The following is a 17,268-nucleotide window of genomic DNA, read 5'->3' as shown; positions in this document are numbered from 1 at the left end:
TTATCTTCTAGTTCTGCTCTTATCATTAGTTCTGGCATCCTGTGCAACACGGAAACCAATCCAACCATAAGCTCTACCTTGATTTTTATATCTTCTTTGTCCCGGATCCAGCCAGTATGCAGTGTCTTGCCAAGAACCACCTTTTACTACTCTCACCTCATTAGAGATTGCAGAAGTTCTATCCCTGGTATCTTTTTGCAGTTTCACTCTACCGTTTGCATCTACTATAAAGCTTTTCTTAGGAGCGTTGTACATATCGAATCCAGATGCAGAATCGGAAGCTCTATAGTATTCCAGTGAAGATTGTCTGTCACCATCTCTATAGTTTCTGTAATCCGCAATTGTTTCTCTTTCGAATTGTCCAGGAAGACCTTTATAAACTAATCTTCCGTCTGATAATGTATCATACTTAATAGTACCTTCGTCAATCATTTTGTAAGTTCCGTCACCGTTCTTTACGATTGCCTGAGGCATATTTCCTCTATAATAGTTGTAATCACTGTAATCTTCATCAATGATAGGTCTATATACATCGGCAGTCCATTCTGCAACGTTACCATACATACCATAGATTCCAAGGTCATTAGATGGATATTGTCTTACGTCTGAAGTCTGTGCTGAACCATCATTTTTCCATCCAGCGATACCAGAGTAATCTCCTCTACCCATTTTAAAGTTTTCAAGGAACATTCCTCTTTCTTTACCTTTTGTTCCTCTTAGTCTTTCGATCTGAGGTTTTTTACCTAAGTATTGGTTATATTCTCTATTTTTAGCCATACCCAATGCTGCGTATTCCCATTCAACTTCTGTAGGAAGTCTGAACTTCTGAACCATAGCAGAATTCGGAGCTCTGTTTGCAGCTAGCAATCTTTGGTTGGTAGTTTTCATACCAGATTTTTGCTGCATTCTTTTCTCATTGATATATCCTTGCATTTCAGGATCATTCGCTTTGAATTTATCCATGTTGAATGCAGTACCACCTTGGTTGTTAGATTCGTTGATATATAGATCTTTAGCAATAACACCTGCCTGCATCAAAGCTTTTTCGTTAGCTCTGTCTGTAAGCCACTCACAGTATCTGTTTGCCTGAGTCCAAGAAACTCCTACTACCGGATAATAATCGAATTCCGGAGAACGCAGATAAGTTTCATTATAATCGTTTCTAGCAAGTTTGTTGTCCCATAATAAGGTATCTGGTAAAGCACCGTTATAGATTTCCTTAAAACTAGGATCACTTGGTGGGAATACATACTTCAACCATGTAAGGTATTCGCGGTATTCGTAGTTAGTAATTTCAGTTTCTCCGATAAAGAATGAACTCACCTGCATTCTGCGCGGCGTGTTATTCCAATCGTGCATAACATCATCTTTCACTAATCCCATTGTAAAAGTTCCACCTTCTACATATACCATTCCCGGCCAACCTTTCTGCTTCTGTTGCTTTCCTGCAAAAAACCAACCCTGTTTTTCGTTTGGTTTCCAACCTGTTTTACTGACAAATTTTTTGGTACCACCACCTTTGCTGGTTCCTGATCCGCCACAACTGGTTAATGCAAGTGTAGAACTTAATGCTATTAATGAAAACAACTTTAGTTTTTTCATAGTCGATATAAATATTTTCAAGAGTACAAAGAAAAAATAAATTATTCAATAAATCAAATAAAGATTTGATTTTTTTGAACAACGATAACAAATTAATTTTATTGTATTACAATTTAATTCTAAAATTTTCATTTATTTTGTAATTTAGCAATTTCAATAATAAACATGAGACGAAAAATCACGCTTTTATCTTTAATCGCTTTTGCATCAACACTTTACGCTCAAAGAAACACCATAGAATGGAATGGTTCTAAAATTCAAGACTTTGGTGACACAAAACTAAATCTTCCCAATTTTAAAAATGAAGGTTTTTCTTTCAGCCAAAATAATGTTTTTATAGTAACTAAGCAAAAAATTGGAGAAAAGCAGCTAAAAGTTTCAGACCTGGTATGGGATGGAGTTTCCAATCAGGATTTATATGAATTAGACAAAAGTAATCTTCCGGATCGTGATATTGCAGATATTGCTTATTATACGATAGAAGGTGAAAGATATGCCAGCATCAGTATTGCTTTATTTAAAAATATAAAAGGACGCATCCAAAGACTTTCTTCATTTAATATTTCAGAAGCTTCTGTTCCGGTAACTACTTTTGGCAGCACTAATAGAATAGGCACTGCTGATAATCCCTTAGCGAGTGGTAATTTTTATAAAATAAAAGTTGACAAATCCGGTATATTCAAAATTACCTCACAGTTTTTGAGAGATAACGGAATCAATCCGTCTTCCGTAAACCCAAGAAACATGAGAATTTATGGAAACGGAGGAAATATGCTGCCTGAATATAATCAGGACCCTAGATATAATTCTTTACAGGAAAATGCCATCCAGGTGGTAGGTGAAGAAGATGGTGTATGGAATGATAACGACTATGCTCTATTCTATGCGCAGGGACCTAACGGATATAATCTTTATGACACCACCAACGGAAATGGTATCAAAAGACAGGAAACAAGATCGGATGCAAGCAATAATCTGAAGAACATATATGATGATTTTGCATACTATTATATTAACTTTGATAAAGGTTCAGGAAAAAGAGTTCAGACGATTGACGGAAATCTTCCGGCTCAAGTGATTACAAGATATGATAACTACCAGGTTATCAATAATGATCAAAAAAACTTATTGAAAGTAGGAAGAACCTGGGTGGAAGACACTCCTTTTACTACTGAAAAAACAGTTACTTTCAACACGAACTCTCCAATTCAGGCTAATGATGAAATAAGGTTCAAAACACGTGTTATAGCTTACAGATCACAGCAAAATTCTATTGAAATTAAGGCAAATAACTTTCAGCCTTTAAATGAAACGGTTCTTACGGATACTTCCACTTATCAGTATAACTTCTACCCGATAAGATATTCCGGTATTATGACCAATCAAACCGGGAATCAGATCACTTTCACCTATACTCCGAATATTGCAAAAAACCCAAATGGAACATTCTATCTGGATTATATAGAAGTTCAGTATAAAGAAAACCTTGCGTTTAACGGTTCTCAATTAAGCTTCAGAGATTTCTCTATTGCTACCGGAAGTAATACCAATTACGGTTTTAGTATTTCCAATGCATCTAATGTAGAGCAGGTATGGGATGTTACCGATATTACCAATGCCAACAGAAGAGTAAATAAAGCGGGGGGCGGATTTTTTAATTTTGCTTACACGGCAGCGGATACGAATTTCAATAATGAGTTTGTAGCTTTCCGTTCTGACGGAGCTTTCACGCCTCAGTTTGTAGGAAGAATAGGAAATCAGAATCTTTCTGCGCTTCAGGGTATCGATTACCTGATCCTTACTGTACCTGAAATGATGGGACAAGCTCAGCGACTTGCCAACTACCATCAGACCAAAAACAATTATAAGGTAGAGATTGTAGATGTCAACAAAATCTATGACGAATTTGGAAACGGAAGTAAAGATCTTACTGCCATAAGAGATTTTGTCACAAAACTGAATACACCGGCAGGAAGACTTCGATATGTCCTGATTATTGGGGATGCTTCTTATGATTATAAAAACAGAGTTCCTAATAATACAAATGTTGTTACCGCTTACGAAAGTGAGCATTCCTCAGATTACGTAGGATCTTATGTGACGGATGATTATATTGTAATGACTCAAAATCAGCCAACAGCCTTCATCGACAATAATTTACCGGATCTGCCAGTTGGAAGAATTCCGGCTGCCAACGCAACAGAAGCGGCAAATATGGTCGACAAAATCCTTGCTTATCATAATGCTCTTCCCGGACAATCCAGTCCTTTTGGGGAGTGGCGTATGAGGCTTGATTTTGTGGTGGATGATAATGGTGAAGGAGGACAACCTTTCCATAATGAAATGAATAATACCCTCTCCTCTCTGTTTGAACAACCGGGGGTAACATCATTAAAAGAATACAATGTAAAAAAACTGTACCAGGATGCATTTACGGTACAAAGCACATCAGGAGGCCCAAGATATCCGCAGGTTAATCAGGCAATATCAAACAGCATAGGAAACAGCTTATACCTGTTCTACTTCGGACATGGCGGAATCAACGGCTGGGCACAGGAAAGAGTATTGACCAGCACTGAAATTCAGAATTCCAATAACTTCTCCAATGTTTACAGCAGGTTTCCTCTGGTTTCTACCATAACATGCGAGTTTACATTATGGGACGAACCTGCAACCAATTCTGCGGGTGAACAGTTCATTAAACTGAAACAGGGAGGTCCTGCTACAATGATTACTTCCAGCCGAGCTATCGGTATTGATTACGGACGTACTTTTACAGACATATTCACTAAGAATATTTTTAAACTTACCAATGATGAATTTAATACACTTGGATATGCTCATTTAAATGCAAAAAAAGAAAAAGGATCTAATGCCAACCACTTAAGAGTAAACTTCCTGGGTGACCCTGCCATGTCATTAAGCCGACCACAACGATTACTGACTATCGATAATATTGAAACTCCGGTGCCGGGGTTGATCAGAGGGTTAGACTTTGTTAAAGTAAAAGGACATATTAATAATCCTAACGGAACTTTAAACAACACATTCAACGGAAAAGTATCCATCAACATTTTTGATAAAAGACTCAATAAAAAGACCCTTAACAATAATGGAAGTCTCTCTCCTATTTTGCAATATACTGAAGAGGGAAGCCCTATTGTAAAAGCATCCGGTATGGCTGTAAACGGAGTCTTCACTGCAGAATTCTATGTTCCTAAAGACATTAATTATGCAGTAGGCGAAGGAAGAATATTAGGATATGCAGATAATAAGGTAAGCGATGTATTCAATAACCAGGCGGTTCAGGTAGGTGATATCAATCCTAATGGGATCAATGACAATCAGCCTCCTAAAGTAAAGCTCTACATGAATAATACCAATTTTGCAGACGGAGGAATAACCAACCAGAATCCAATGCTTCTTGCATGTCTTACTGATGACACGGGAATCAACTCTACGGGATCTGGTATTGGTCACGATATTACAGTTTATCTGGATGGACAGATTATCAATACAGTTATCCTTAATGATTTTTATGCTCCCGGAGAAGGAAACGGCTGTTTAAATCCAAGCCTTGCAGACTATCAGAAAGGAAATGTAACCTATCCGTTCAGAAATCTTGCGATAGGTCAGCACCAATTAACATTTAAAGTTTGGGATATAAACAATAATTCGACAACTGCTACGTTAAACTTTGAGGTTAAGGATGAATCCGATCAGCATTTGACAATCAACCGTCCGCTGAACTGGCCTAATCCGTTTACCAATAAGACGTATATTCAGTTTGAGCATAATTGTGATGATATATTGGATGTGAATGTACAAATCTATACAATTACCGGAAGATTAGTAAGAACTTTATCTCAAGCGGTGGTTGCAGAACCATTCCTGCAAGGCTTCAGAACCCCTCGCCAAGCAATAGAATGGGACGGTAGAGATGATTTTGGAGCTACAGTTGCAAAAGGTACATATATTTTTAAGATATTTGCAAAAAGTCAAAATCAAGAAAAATGCAAAGGAAGTGCTACAGCTGTAGAAAAAATGGTACTTTTGAAATAATTAGATAATACATAGATAATAATATTAATAAAAAACTGATAATATATAAAAGACAACATATGAATTTAACTACTAAACTGCTTTTAGGATTTGGGTTAAGTGCTGGTTTTCTAGGCTATTCGCAAGATTTAGGTAAAATAAACCCTGTACTTACCGGAGCTCCTTTCCTAAGGATTGCACCAGACGCAAGATCAGGAGGTATGGGAGATCAAGGGGTAGTAACCTCTCCAGATGCATTTTCACAATTCTGGAATGCAGCTAAATATCCTTTTAGCAGAACAAGTTCTTCCATCGGGCTTAACTATACTCCATATATGGGAAAACTAACCAATGATGTATTCTTATTATACGGAGCATTCCATAAATTCCTGGGACAGGATGAAAGATCCACCATCTCGGCAAGTATCTACTATTTTAATATGGGACAGGTAGACCTGACTCAGCTTGTAGGTTCGGATGTTGCTTCAATGGGGGTATCAAAGCCTAACGAATTCTCAATTGATGTTGCCTATGGTCTGAAACTTTCTGATTCCTACTCAATGGCTGTAACAGGTAGATTTATCCGTTCAGACTTAGCCGGAGGATTCAATACAGATACTACGCTTAAAGCAGCAAACTCTTTTGCTGTAGATATTTCAGGATACTACTCTTCCGAAAGATTCTCCAGCTTTGGAGGATATGACGGGAAATTAAATGCCGGTTTTGCCGTACAAAACTTAGGTCCAAAATTAGACTATACAGGAAATGAAGAATCAAGATCTTACCTTCCTACTATGGCAAGATTAGGGATCGGATATGACATGTACCTTGATGATTTAAACAGAGTCGGGCTTACTGTAGAAGGCTCAAAGCTTTTAGTACCGGGATCTGAATATGCAGGAGTAGATGCTAACAGAAAGCCTATATATGCAATTCCTAATGTAGGTCCTATGGCTGGTATCGGGAAATCATTCAAAAATAAAAACAGTATCATGTATAGTGGTGCTTTAGAATATTCATATGACAATGCATTTTCTGTAAGAGGAGGTTACTTCCATGAGAGTGAAGAGCAGGGAGCAAGACAGTTTGCTACAGCAGGTATCGGATTAAAATACCGTTCTTTCGGATTAGATCTTTCTTACCTAATCAATATGTCAAAAGTAAACAGTGCACTGGATAACACCCTTCGTTTCGGGCTTACCTGGAACATCGGAGACGAAACATCCAACAACGAACGTTAAGTATCAGAACAACTATATTATAAAGCCTCATCAACATGTATGAGGCTTTTTTATTAAAGACTGTAAAATATTAATACTGAATCGCCAATCTGCTGCGCTCATCAATTTCTACTTTAAAACTAATCTTCACTTTGTCAGTCAAAAATCTGCCTTTCACATTTCTAAATACCCATATTAAATAAAAATAATATTTAAGTTTACAAAAGTCTTTACTTTATGGCGATTTTGTTAAATTCAATAGTTATTTTTGTAGTATGAACTATTCGGCGGAGCTAAAAAAATTTGTAACCAGTCAGTATCTGTATTCTGCAATCAGAATTACATTGGCGACTGTTCTACCTTGTTTAGTTCTTGCTCACTTTGGAATTTTAAAAGAATATTTTCTCTTTCCACTCGGAACCAGCTTTGTAGCACTTACCGATCAGCCCGGACCTTTTATCAGAAGAAGAAATGCTCTCGCTTTTGCTATATGCTGCTTCGTGTTTGTAGCATCTATCGCAAGCCTTGTAATGAATTTCAAGATATTCGTCATTCTCGAGATCATTCTATTCGGTATGTTTTTTTCTCTGATTGGAGTCTACGGGCAACGATTAGCTGCTGTGGGATCCCTATCGCTTGTTGTACTTGCCATCTTTATTGACGGGCATCTTACAGGAAATAATATTCTGAAAAGCTTACTGATCTTTGCCAGTGGCTGCATATGGTTTCTGCTCATTTTCCTTGTAGTAACCACTATCCGCCCGTATAAACTTGCAGGGCAGATGATAGGTGAAAACTACCTTCAGCTTGCTGAATTTTTAAAGATTAAAGCTAATTATTATCAGAAAAGTCCGGATTTTGATAAACTGACTACTCAGGTAATTGCCAAGCAAATTGAAATTAAAAACCTTCAGGAAGATACCAGAGAAACCGTTTTTAAAACCAGAACTATTGTTAATGAATCTACGACCACCAGTCGTTTATTAATGCTGATGTTCCTGAATTCCATGGACCTTCATGAGAAACTCATGACTTCCGAAAGTGATTATCAAAAGCTTCAGCAAAGCTTTGAGGATAGTATGATTCTGGTTAATATCCATGATTATCTGAATCTTTTAGCAGAAGAAATCACTAATGTTGGTATTGCTCTCCAAAGCGGGACAAGAGCCAAACCCATGTTTAATCTGGAACTTGAATTAAAGAACCTTAATTACAATTACTTCGAACTCAGAAATAAGCAACTTACTCCGGACAGCCTTGAAAACTTCATGGTCTTACGTCAGATTTTAATGCGTATCAATGAAATCACAAAAGAAATCAACGAGATTTATAAAGTATTTTCACAAAACGTAAAGCTTGCCAAAAGTTTATCCACCGGGTTAGACTTAAAAAAATTCATGCCTAATGAGCCGAAGCTGAACTCTAAGGTTTTAAGGAATAATATCTCATTATCTTCTTCTCATTTTCGCCATGCCATAAGAATTACAACGGCATTGTTGTTAGGATATCTTTTTTCCATGTTTGATTTCCTGGGATTAGGACATACCTATTGGATATTGATTACCATTACCGCGATATTAAAACCAGCTTACTCCATTACCAAGCAAAGAAACCTCCTCCGTCTCTATGGAACAGTCACCGGAGCAACAATTGCTTATATTATTCTGCATTTTATACATATCAACAGTATTTTATTTGCTATCCTGCTGATCAGTATGATCATGTGTTTCAGTTTTCTGAAAGGACGTTATTTCTGGGCAGTTTTGTTTATGACAATCTATGTTTTCTTAAGCTTTAATTTCTTAAATCCGGGAAAAGTAAATATCATCTTCAAAGACAGAGTTTTGGATACAGCGATTGCCGGGATTATAGCTTTTGCCGTATCCTATATTGTATTACCTGTTTGGGAACATACACAAAATCTTGATCTGATGAAAAAATCAGCAGCGGATAACCTGATTTATTTTCAAAGTGTGATGTCAAAATTCCTGAAAGGAAATTTCGATATTGAAGATTATAAAGTAAAAAGAAAAAATGCCATTATTTCTCTGGCAAACCTTTCGGATAATTTCCAGCGAATGATTTCCGATCCTAAAAATCAACAGAAAAAGCTGGAAGTTGTTCATCAGTTTGTGGCAACCTCACACCTGATTACAGCTTACACCGCTTCCCTGTCTCAATATTCTAAAAACAATGAACAATACCCTGAAATTGATGCAGAAAGCTGGAGCAGAAAAATAGAAGCAGAAATGCAGCAGGTTTCAACTTTACTGAATGGTGATGACGTTAATGAAACCCTTAAAATGGAAAGTCGTCTTGAACCGGAAGATTCTTCCATTGAGGATATGCTCACGAAAAGGAAAACTGAAATTGAGGAAAACGAGATCATAGACAGAAGAGATCCCGATAAAATATCACATTTAACGGAGCTTAAAAATATTCATGATATTCTTGAACTGATCTATGATGTAGCTAAGGAACAGCGAAAAGTGATTGAGAAATACAGAAGTGAAAAACACGCTACTCCTCCACAATCGTAAAACAGTAGTCATCAAAAAATTCTACTCTTGCTTTAAACTCATCTGAAAACTGCTCATCATAAACCCTACAGCTTATTTTATGAAGATGTTTTAACTCAAAAGGCTTTACTTCATAGTTTTTCTTTAAAGACCAGTATTTGGAATGGTGGATCTTGTACATGCTTTCTTTCACACTCCAGATGATGGTGTAAAAAGTATCGGCTTTATCTTCAGGTATGAATCCTCTTTCATTTTCATAGGTAAACTTATCAATTACCCTTAAAATCTTAGGATTAAACTTTTCAACGTCTATTCCTATTTTGTTCTTAGAAACAGCAATGGCTGCAAAAGGAAATGAATGAGTGATAGAAATTTCGGCATCATCCGGAGAAAGAAACGGTTCTCTTTCTCTATATAGAATTTTGGAGTCGGGTTTTAAACCTTTCAACAGTTTACGAACCATCAGTACCTCCAATAGTTTTTTAGGGTGGTAATCCTTTACTTTCTCAGCATTTTCTGGTTCCAGAAGCTCGTTGATATCAAGTTCTTCACTTTCATCATACTTCCAGACTAAAATTGTAGCATTGTCATCAGAAAAATCTCGGTAAAGGGGCATTGTTTTTTTATTGGGTAAAAATAGTGAAAAAGGTTGGAAAATGGGAGCAGGAAGACAGAAGTTTATATTTCTCAATAAAGCAAGTGGAAATTTATTAGAAACTCTTTTAAAAAATATTCTTGTCAAGGTTTAAAACCTTGACAAGGATAATCACATTCTGTTTTACAGTTCCTTTTCTTATTTAGAAAACCTATTTAGAAGCTGATTTTCTAATTCGCTTAACCACTACAACTCCAGCTTCATTCTTCGAGTTTCCCTTCTTATCTATTTAGCCTGATGATTCACATCATTTCTGTGTTCTATAATTTCGAGATTGGCATCTACAAAATAAGCACTTCCGAATCCGTTCACATAAGAACCTTTTACCGGTTGCAGAGCGATAAGAATAAAATCTCCCATTTCAGAAATAACATCCACTACTTTTCCGTGGTTTTCTTTCAATGTTGCCACAACTGTATTCCATATCTCAGAATCTCTTTCAATTTGTGAAGCTGTGGTCTCTATTGTAAGACGTTCACGGGCATAGATCTGTTTGGTAGCAGATTCATCTTCAATAAACATCACAGAAGTTTTTCTTCCTTCCGAAAGATTTTTGGTATGCCTTGCCATAAAAGAAACCAGTATATAAAAAGTATTTCCTACCTGTACAAACGGTGCATAGCTGGAATTAGGATTTCCTTCAGCATCTACGGTAGCTAAAATTACACTTTTAGTACGATCTATCAGTTCTTTAACTTTTGGAGCTACAGGTTTTGCTTTTTTCTCTGTATGATTCATAAGATATAATTTATAAGATAAAAGTAGTTATTTAGATTAAGACTAAATAATTTTAAGTCATGTTTAATCTCATAAAACTGAAATTGAATTGTTGTTTTTTTATCTTAATTATAAATTGTAATTTTGCCTTTCATTATCAATTGAATTTAAAAACTATTCATTACATATGAGTACTACAACGCAATACGTTCCTTATAAAGTTAAGGATATCTCCCTTGCAGAATGGGGAAGAAAAGAAATCACCCTTGCAGAAGCAGAAATGCCAGGTTTGATGGCTATCCGTGAAGAATACGGACCATCTCAACCGCTTAAAGGAGCAAGAATCGCTGGATGTCTTCACATGACCATCCAAACGGCTGTGCTTATCGAGACATTGGTAGCTTTAGGAGCTGAAGTTACCTGGTCATCTTGTAATATTTTCTCTACACAGGATCACGCTGCTGCTGCTATTGCTGCTGCAGGAATTCCGGTATATGCTTGGAAAGGTTTAAATGCTGAAGAATTTGATTGGTGTATTGAGCAGACTTTATTCTTTGGAGAAGACAGAAAACCATTGAACATGATCCTTGATGATGGTGGAGATTTAACAAACATGGTTTTTGATAAATACCCTGAGTTCACAAAAGATATCAAAGGTCTTTCTGAAGAAACGACTACCGGAGTTCACAGACTTTATGAAAGAATGAAGAACGGAACTTTAGTAATGCCTGCAATCAACGTAAACGATTCTGTAACTAAATCTAAATTCGATAACAAATACGGATGTAAAGAATCTGCAGTAGATGCTGTAAGAAGAGCTACAGACGTAATGTTAGCTGGAAAAAGAGTGGTAGTTTGCGGATACGGAGACGTAGGTAAAGGTACTGCTGCATCTTTCAGAGGAGCTGGTTCTATCGTTACGGTTACTGAAATTGACCCAATCTGTGCGCTTCAGGCTGCCATGGACGGTTATGAAGTAAAAAGATTAGATACTGTAGTAGACAATGCTGATATCATCATTACTACAACAGGTAACTTTAACATCGTAAGAGGAGAACACTTCCTTAAAATGAAGGATAAAGCTATCGTTTGTAACATCGGTCACTTCGATAACGAAATCGATATGGCTTGGTTAAACGAAAACTATGGTTCTACTAAATCTGAAGTTAAGCCTCAGGTAGATATCTACACTGTAGAAGGAAAAGAAATCATCATCCTTGCAGAAGGAAGATTAGTAAACTTAGGATGTGCAACAGGACACCCAAGTTTCGTAATGTCTAACTCTTTCTCTAACCAGACTTTAGCTCAGATCGAACTATGGAACAACTCTGCAGCTTATAAAAATGAAGTATATATGCTTCCTAAGCACTTAGATGAAAAAGTAGCGGCTTTACACCTTAAGAAATTAAGCGTAGAACTTGAAACTCTTTCTCCTGAACAGGCTGATTATATCGGAGTAGATGTAAAAGGTCCATTCAAACCTGAGTACTACAGATACTAAGATTCATAAAAATAGGATATGATCCCGCTATTTTAATAGTGGGATTTTTATTGTCAAAACATTTCCTATTTTTGCAAAAAACTACATGAAAAACTTTTTATTTCTGGGATTGATAGGTACAACCGTATTCTTAAATAGCTGCAGCAGCAGTAACGACGATACTCCTATCAATTCTCCGAACGATACTCCTTCCGCCCAAACATTATTCTTAAGTAAAGTTACAACTACTTATCTGGATCTTCCCGGAACCCCACAAGGCAGCATTCTGACATTTTCATACAATAATCAGGCACAACTTGTGAAAATGCAATCACAAGAAGGATCCACTACTTTTGAATATAGTAACGGAAAGCCTATAAAATCAAATACCTATAATAACCAACAACAGCTGAAATATTATTCAGAATTTAATTACAACGGAGATCAACTGGTAAGCAACAAAAGAGTTTCTACAACTGCAGATTATAACGGAACTTACGAGTACAGCTATTATCCTCAGGGTAAACTTTCTTCTTCCAGAATTTGCAATTCAGCAGATTGTACGAGCACTACAAATGAACTGTACTCTTACTATGGAGATAATGTCCTAATATATACCATTCACGTTAAAGGAAATTCAAGTTTTAGTGTAAGAAACGACTACTCTTATGATGACAAGCTAAATCCATACACAAACCTCAATAAGTATCTGAAAATTATAATGGGAAATTCAGATGTTTTAAGTAAAAACAATTGTACTATAGATAAGAACAGCTCTAACAACAATGGAACGTGGCAATCTAATAAAACCATTACCTACACTTATGAGTATAATGGCTCAGGATTTCCTGTAAAAACTATAGGAAAAGATAACAATGGAAAGCCTATTGTTCAATATAATTATGAATATACCTCTCTGTAAAAAATCAAATTCACTATATAACTCTCCTATTTAAGGGGAGTTTTTTGTTATTAGAAGCTGTTTCCCGCTATACGCTCATACTCCTCACCCCAATACTGTTCCCATCTCTACCCTCTACCCTTCCAACTCCTGTTCCGGGGTAACCGCTGCTATCGGGGCTAGAAAAACCTCATAATATAAATTTTCAACACAAAAATCAATCACAATATTCAATAGAAACCGACTTTAGTCCTTTTAGATGATAAATAGCCGTCCATCGGGCTTTAGCCAAAACTTAACAAGAATTCATTCTGTTATTTAATCTCAATCCGTATTTTACCCATATTTTTTATGAATTATAGTGAAATTAGCAAAAAATGAATATATTTAGCTTTTTAAACAAAACATTAATACATGAAAAAACAAAGAGTATCGAATGCATTCGTTGCAGCATCATGGATCGCATTGGGAGCAGGAATGATTGGTTACATTGTGGGTCTTGCAAGAGCAGAAATGCAATTGAATGAAAAAGGCTATTATTTTACCATCTTATTATACGGTTTATTTGCAGTTGTTTCTCTACAGAAAGCTGTCCGTGATAAATTAGAAAACATTCAGGTTACTGATATTTATTATGGAATTTGTTGGTTTGCCACTCTATCTTCCATCGTATTGCTTGCCATCGGACTTGTTAACGCTACCATACTTCCGAGTGAAAAAGGATTTTATGCATTTGCCTTCCTTCTGGCTCTTTTTGGCGCCATTGCCGTCCAGAAAAACACAAGGGATAACATGCTTCAGGAATAACAATTTAAAAAGCTTCGGGTTTCGGAGCTTTTTTTATTTATAAATACTAAAACACAGTCATTAAAATGAATAATATTCTAAATTTCATTTATTTAAGTATATTTATATCATAAACTAATGACATGTATAGAAAATTTTTACTATCTGCCTTTTGTATACTGATTTTTCAGATAACAAAAGCTCAAAACGAATTCATCACCATATGGAAACCACAAAATTCTCAACAAATTAAATTTCCCGGAAGAGGAGAAAACTTCAGAGTATATTGGGAAGAAATCGGATATTCCCAACACAACGGAACAATGGAGAATGTAACCTCAACACTTGAATTTACTGTAAATTTAGGAACACCTTTAAATCCTAATCCATCTCAAGCCACCTATCGAATCAAAATTAGCGATGGAAACGGTCATTTTGATCAGGTAAGGTTTTTTGATAACACCATTACCCCGGTTTATAATCCCGCAGACAGAGTAAAAATCACTCAGATTACACAATGGGGAAACATTAAATGGAAATCCTTTGATAATGCCTTTGTATTCTGCAATGCCATGGATGTAACTGCTACTGACGTGCCGGATCTCCGATTGGTGACCAGTTTGAGAGAGATGTTTTATATCTGTAGCAGCTTTGTAGGCAATCCATCTATTAATAATTGGGATACCTCAACAATTACGGATATGTATAATATGTTTGGAGCTGCCTATTATTTTAATCAGCCAATTGGAAGCTGGAATACATCGAATGTCACCAATATGGCTTATATGTTTGACGATACTCTTTTCAATCAGCCTATCGGCTCATGGGATACTTCTAAAGTAACAACCATGGAACATATGTTTCATCTTGCTCAGAATTTCAATCAGGAACTGGAAAAATGGGATACATCAAAAGTCACTAACATGAACGAAATGTTTCGTGATACTGCTTTTAATCAAAATATTGGATACTGGAATTTAGCTTCTTTGACTACTGCTACTGAGATGTTTCATAATTCAGCAATGAGTTGCCAGAATTACGACAACACGTTATACGGATGGAGTTTAAACCCTTTAACGCCTAATAATATTAATCTTTCCAATGCATCTCCTTCTGTATATTCACACCCCGGAGCCGTTACAGCAAGAAATTATTTATTGAATAATAAAGGATGGACAATTTCCGGCGATATATACAATCCTCAATGCCAGTCGATACTTTCCACTTCCGAAATACAGGCAAAGAACACAGGAGGAATTTATCCAAATCCAGCAAAAAACATCATTTATCTTAAAAACATTCTGAACCCTGAAAGCTATACGATTCATGATATGAATGGCAGAATAATAACAAAAGAACTCTTACATACAAACACAATATCTGTTGAATCATTACTTCCGGGAAATTATATATTACGGATTATTACCAAAGAAAAAGAGCATACTTTTAAGCTGATAAAAAAATAAAATAAGAAAGCCTCACCGAAACAGTGAGGCTTTATGCTTATATAAGTTGATAACTATTGATCAAAATGATTAGGATGCTGGTTTTTAATATCATCCACCGTTCCTAAAACTTTATCTTTCAAAGAATCCTGGTATTTCTGAAGTTTTGCAGCCACTTCTTCGTTACCGCTTCCTAAAATTTTTGCTGCTAAAATTCCGGCATTCAATGCTCCGTTTAAAGCCACTGTTGCTACAGGTATTCCGCCTGGCATCTGAAGAATAGACAGAACAGAATCCCATCCATCAATAGAATTACTGGATAGAATCGGTACACCAATCACTGGAAGCGTTGTACAGCTCGCCACCATTCCCGGAAGATGTGCAGCTCCTCCAGCGCCTGCGATAATTACTTTCAGCCCTCTTTCGTGAGCCGTTTTTGCATAATCGAACATTCTTTCCGGTGTTCTGTGTGCTGAAACTACGGTCAATTCATATGGAATTTCCAGGCTTTTAAGAAAATTTGCTGCCTGTTCCATGATCGGCAGATCACTCTGACTGCCCATAATAATACCTACCATCTTCAATTTTATTAGATGTTCAAAGATAAAAAATTTAAAACTGTAGTTAAAATTTAAAATTAAATTTTAAAATACAAATCAAAAACCAATAATTGATTTAAATAATAAACCACATCATCAATAATGACATAAAAATTCACTTTTATAAAATCTGTGTCTGTAAAAAATAAAGCAACTGAATCCATAGCATTTAATTTTAAACCGATAAATTTGCAGATTACACCACTTTTTCACTTGAAAGATTATAAACTTATTTTTGCCGTCCTTACTGTTGCTATTGTATGGGGAACCACATTTTTAGCCATCCGTATTGCCGTAGAAACTATTCCTGCATGGTTTGTTGCCGGAATTCGTCAGCTTTTTGCTTCTATTATCATGCTTTTCGTACTGCTTTCAAGAAAAGAGTTCAAATGGATTGGCTGGAAGAATCTTAAGTATCAGATTATCTTCTCCTCCCTTATGCTGATTATTGCCAACGGAATGGTAACCGTAGCCGAAGAAACCGTATCAAGCAGCCTTGCTTCACTTATTAGTGCCTGTGCTCCTATTCTGGTATTTCTCGGAAGTCTTGCCATCGGTTTGCAAAAATTCAGTCTTCGTTCCATGGCAGGCGTTCTGATATGTTTCAGCGGAGTTCTCTTCGTTTTCTGGGATGGACTTAAAGACCTTGCAAACCCAGATTATAGAACCGGAATGCTTTTTCTTTTCTGTGCTATTTCAGGATGGGCATCAGGAACTATTTTCACAAAAAAACTGAATATCCAGAGTGGTAATATTACTTTAAATCTGTTTTATCAATTCTTATTTGCAGGGGTTGTTCAGATCATCTTCGCTCTTTTGTTTTCAGAAAATTATAATTTTGGAAACTGGACATTGAAGAGTATTTCGGCAATGCTTTACCTTTCGATTTTCGGATCGGTAGCTGCATTTTTTGCTTTCCATTATGCACTCACTAAGATTTCTCCGGTACAGGTTTCCATATTAGCTTATATCAATACGATCATTGCCATTTTCCTGGGTTGGCTGATTATGGATGAGCAAATTTCTTTTAAGTTTATTATTGCTACAGCACTTATTATTTGTGGGGTGTTTATTATTAATTACAGACCCGAAATGTTTAAGAGGCAGAAAGTTGCATAATTTAATGTTGGATTACGCAAAGGCGCTAATAAAATTCCTTGCATAATGTGTTAAGACGCAAAGATTTTATCTACGATAAAATTGTATACTGCTTATTTAAATACCACCGATACCCATATCTATAATCTATATGGTTAAAAACATCAAATTGTTAATCAGATGATTGTTTCGGATTGTGGTATTT

The 17,268-nt window shown here is 36.1% G+C and carries 12 protein-coding genes; 8 read left to right on the top strand and 4 right to left on the bottom strand.

Features of this window, described 5'->3' with window-relative positions; all coding sequences use genetic code 11:
* Positions 1-1,602 carry a gliding motility lipoprotein GldJ gene (gldJ, locus tag AC5YGG_RS13200; RefSeq protein ID WP_496144935.1) on the bottom strand — a complete coding sequence of 534 codons (1,602 nt, stop codon included), beginning with the start codon at positions 1,600-1,602 and terminating at the stop codon, positions 1-3.
* Between the two features lie 165 nt (positions 1,603-1,767).
* On the opposite strand from gldJ, the gene porU reads away from it, so the two are divergent.
* The 3 genes from porU to AC5YGG_RS13185 all read left to right on the top strand — a co-directional run bounded on the left by porU (position 1,768) and on the right by AC5YGG_RS13185 (position 9,403).
* Positions 1,768-5,664 (top strand): type IX secretion system sortase PorU, encoded by a 3,897-nt coding sequence (porU, locus tag AC5YGG_RS13195; protein ID WP_496144934.1) that lies wholly within the window; start codon positions 1,768-1,770, stop codon positions 5,662-5,664.
* Between the two features lie 59 nt (positions 5,665-5,723).
* Entirely contained in the window at positions 5,724-6,884 is a 1,161-nt protein-coding gene (gene porV / locus AC5YGG_RS13190) for a type IX secretion system outer membrane channel protein PorV (protein ID WP_496144933.1), read from the top strand.
* A gap of 254 nt (positions 6,885-7,138) precedes the next feature.
* Positions 7,139-9,403, top strand: a complete 2,265-nt coding sequence (locus AC5YGG_RS13185; protein ID WP_496144932.1) for an FUSC family protein — start codon at positions 7,139-7,141, stop codon at positions 9,401-9,403.
* On the opposite strand, the gene AC5YGG_RS13180 is transcribed toward AC5YGG_RS13185, so the two are convergent.
* Together AC5YGG_RS13180 and AC5YGG_RS13175 are read right to left on the bottom strand one after the other, a co-directional pair.
* Complete coding sequence (locus AC5YGG_RS13180) at positions 9,384-9,998, bottom strand: 4'-phosphopantetheinyl transferase superfamily protein (protein WP_496144931.1); 615 nt, start codon at positions 9,996-9,998, stop codon at positions 9,384-9,386. The two genes, AC5YGG_RS13185 and AC5YGG_RS13180, sit on opposite strands and share 20 nt — an antisense overlap.
* Positions 9,999-10,262: 264 nt before the next feature.
* Positions 10,263-10,775: a pyridoxamine 5'-phosphate oxidase family protein gene (locus AC5YGG_RS13175; protein WP_496144930.1), complete on the bottom strand. Its 513-nt coding sequence runs from the start codon at positions 10,773-10,775 to the stop codon at positions 10,263-10,265.
* Between the two features lie 166 nt (positions 10,776-10,941).
* On the opposite strand from AC5YGG_RS13175, the gene ahcY reads away from it, so the two are divergent.
* From ahcY to AC5YGG_RS13155, 4 genes are all read left to right on the top strand, one after another.
* Complete coding sequence (gene ahcY / locus AC5YGG_RS13170; RefSeq protein WP_496144929.1) at positions 10,942-12,255, top strand: adenosylhomocysteinase; 1,314 nt, start codon at positions 10,942-10,944, stop codon at positions 12,253-12,255.
* Between the two features lie 85 nt (positions 12,256-12,340).
* On the top strand, positions 12,341-13,156 hold the full coding sequence (locus AC5YGG_RS13165; RefSeq protein WP_496144928.1) for a hypothetical protein: 816 nt from the start codon (positions 12,341-12,343) through the stop codon (positions 13,154-13,156).
* Positions 13,157-13,549: 393 nt separating this feature from the next.
* Complete coding sequence (gene yiaA / locus AC5YGG_RS13160; protein WP_496144927.1) at positions 13,550-13,942, top strand: inner membrane protein YiaA; 393 nt, start codon at positions 13,550-13,552, stop codon at positions 13,940-13,942.
* A 122-nt stretch (positions 13,943-14,064) separates the two neighbouring features.
* Positions 14,065-15,387 carry a BspA family leucine-rich repeat surface protein gene (locus tag AC5YGG_RS13155; RefSeq protein ID WP_496144926.1) on the top strand — a complete coding sequence of 441 codons (1,323 nt, stop codon included), beginning with the start codon at positions 14,065-14,067 and terminating at the stop codon, positions 15,385-15,387.
* Between the two features lie 53 nt (positions 15,388-15,440).
* Here AC5YGG_RS13155 and purE read toward each other — a convergent pair whose 3' ends face one another.
* A complete protein-coding gene (purE, locus tag AC5YGG_RS13150) occupies positions 15,441-15,944 on the bottom strand; it encodes a 5-(carboxyamino)imidazole ribonucleotide mutase (RefSeq protein ID WP_496144925.1) in 504 nt (167 codons plus the stop codon).
* A gap of 234 nt (positions 15,945-16,178) precedes the next feature.
* Here purE and AC5YGG_RS13145 point away from each other — a divergent pair, with 234 nt between their 5' ends.
* The gene (locus AC5YGG_RS13145) at positions 16,179-17,084 is read left to right on the top strand and encodes a DMT family transporter (RefSeq protein ID WP_496145142.1); all 906 of its coding nucleotides are present in this window, start codon (positions 16,179-16,181) and stop codon (positions 17,082-17,084) included.
* Positions 17,085-17,268 lie beyond the last annotated feature (184 nt).

Source organism: Chryseobacterium sp. CS2K3, assembly GCF_059515185.1.
Note: the sequence above shows the minus strand (reverse complement) of the source record. Positions and strands in the feature narration are given on the sequence as shown.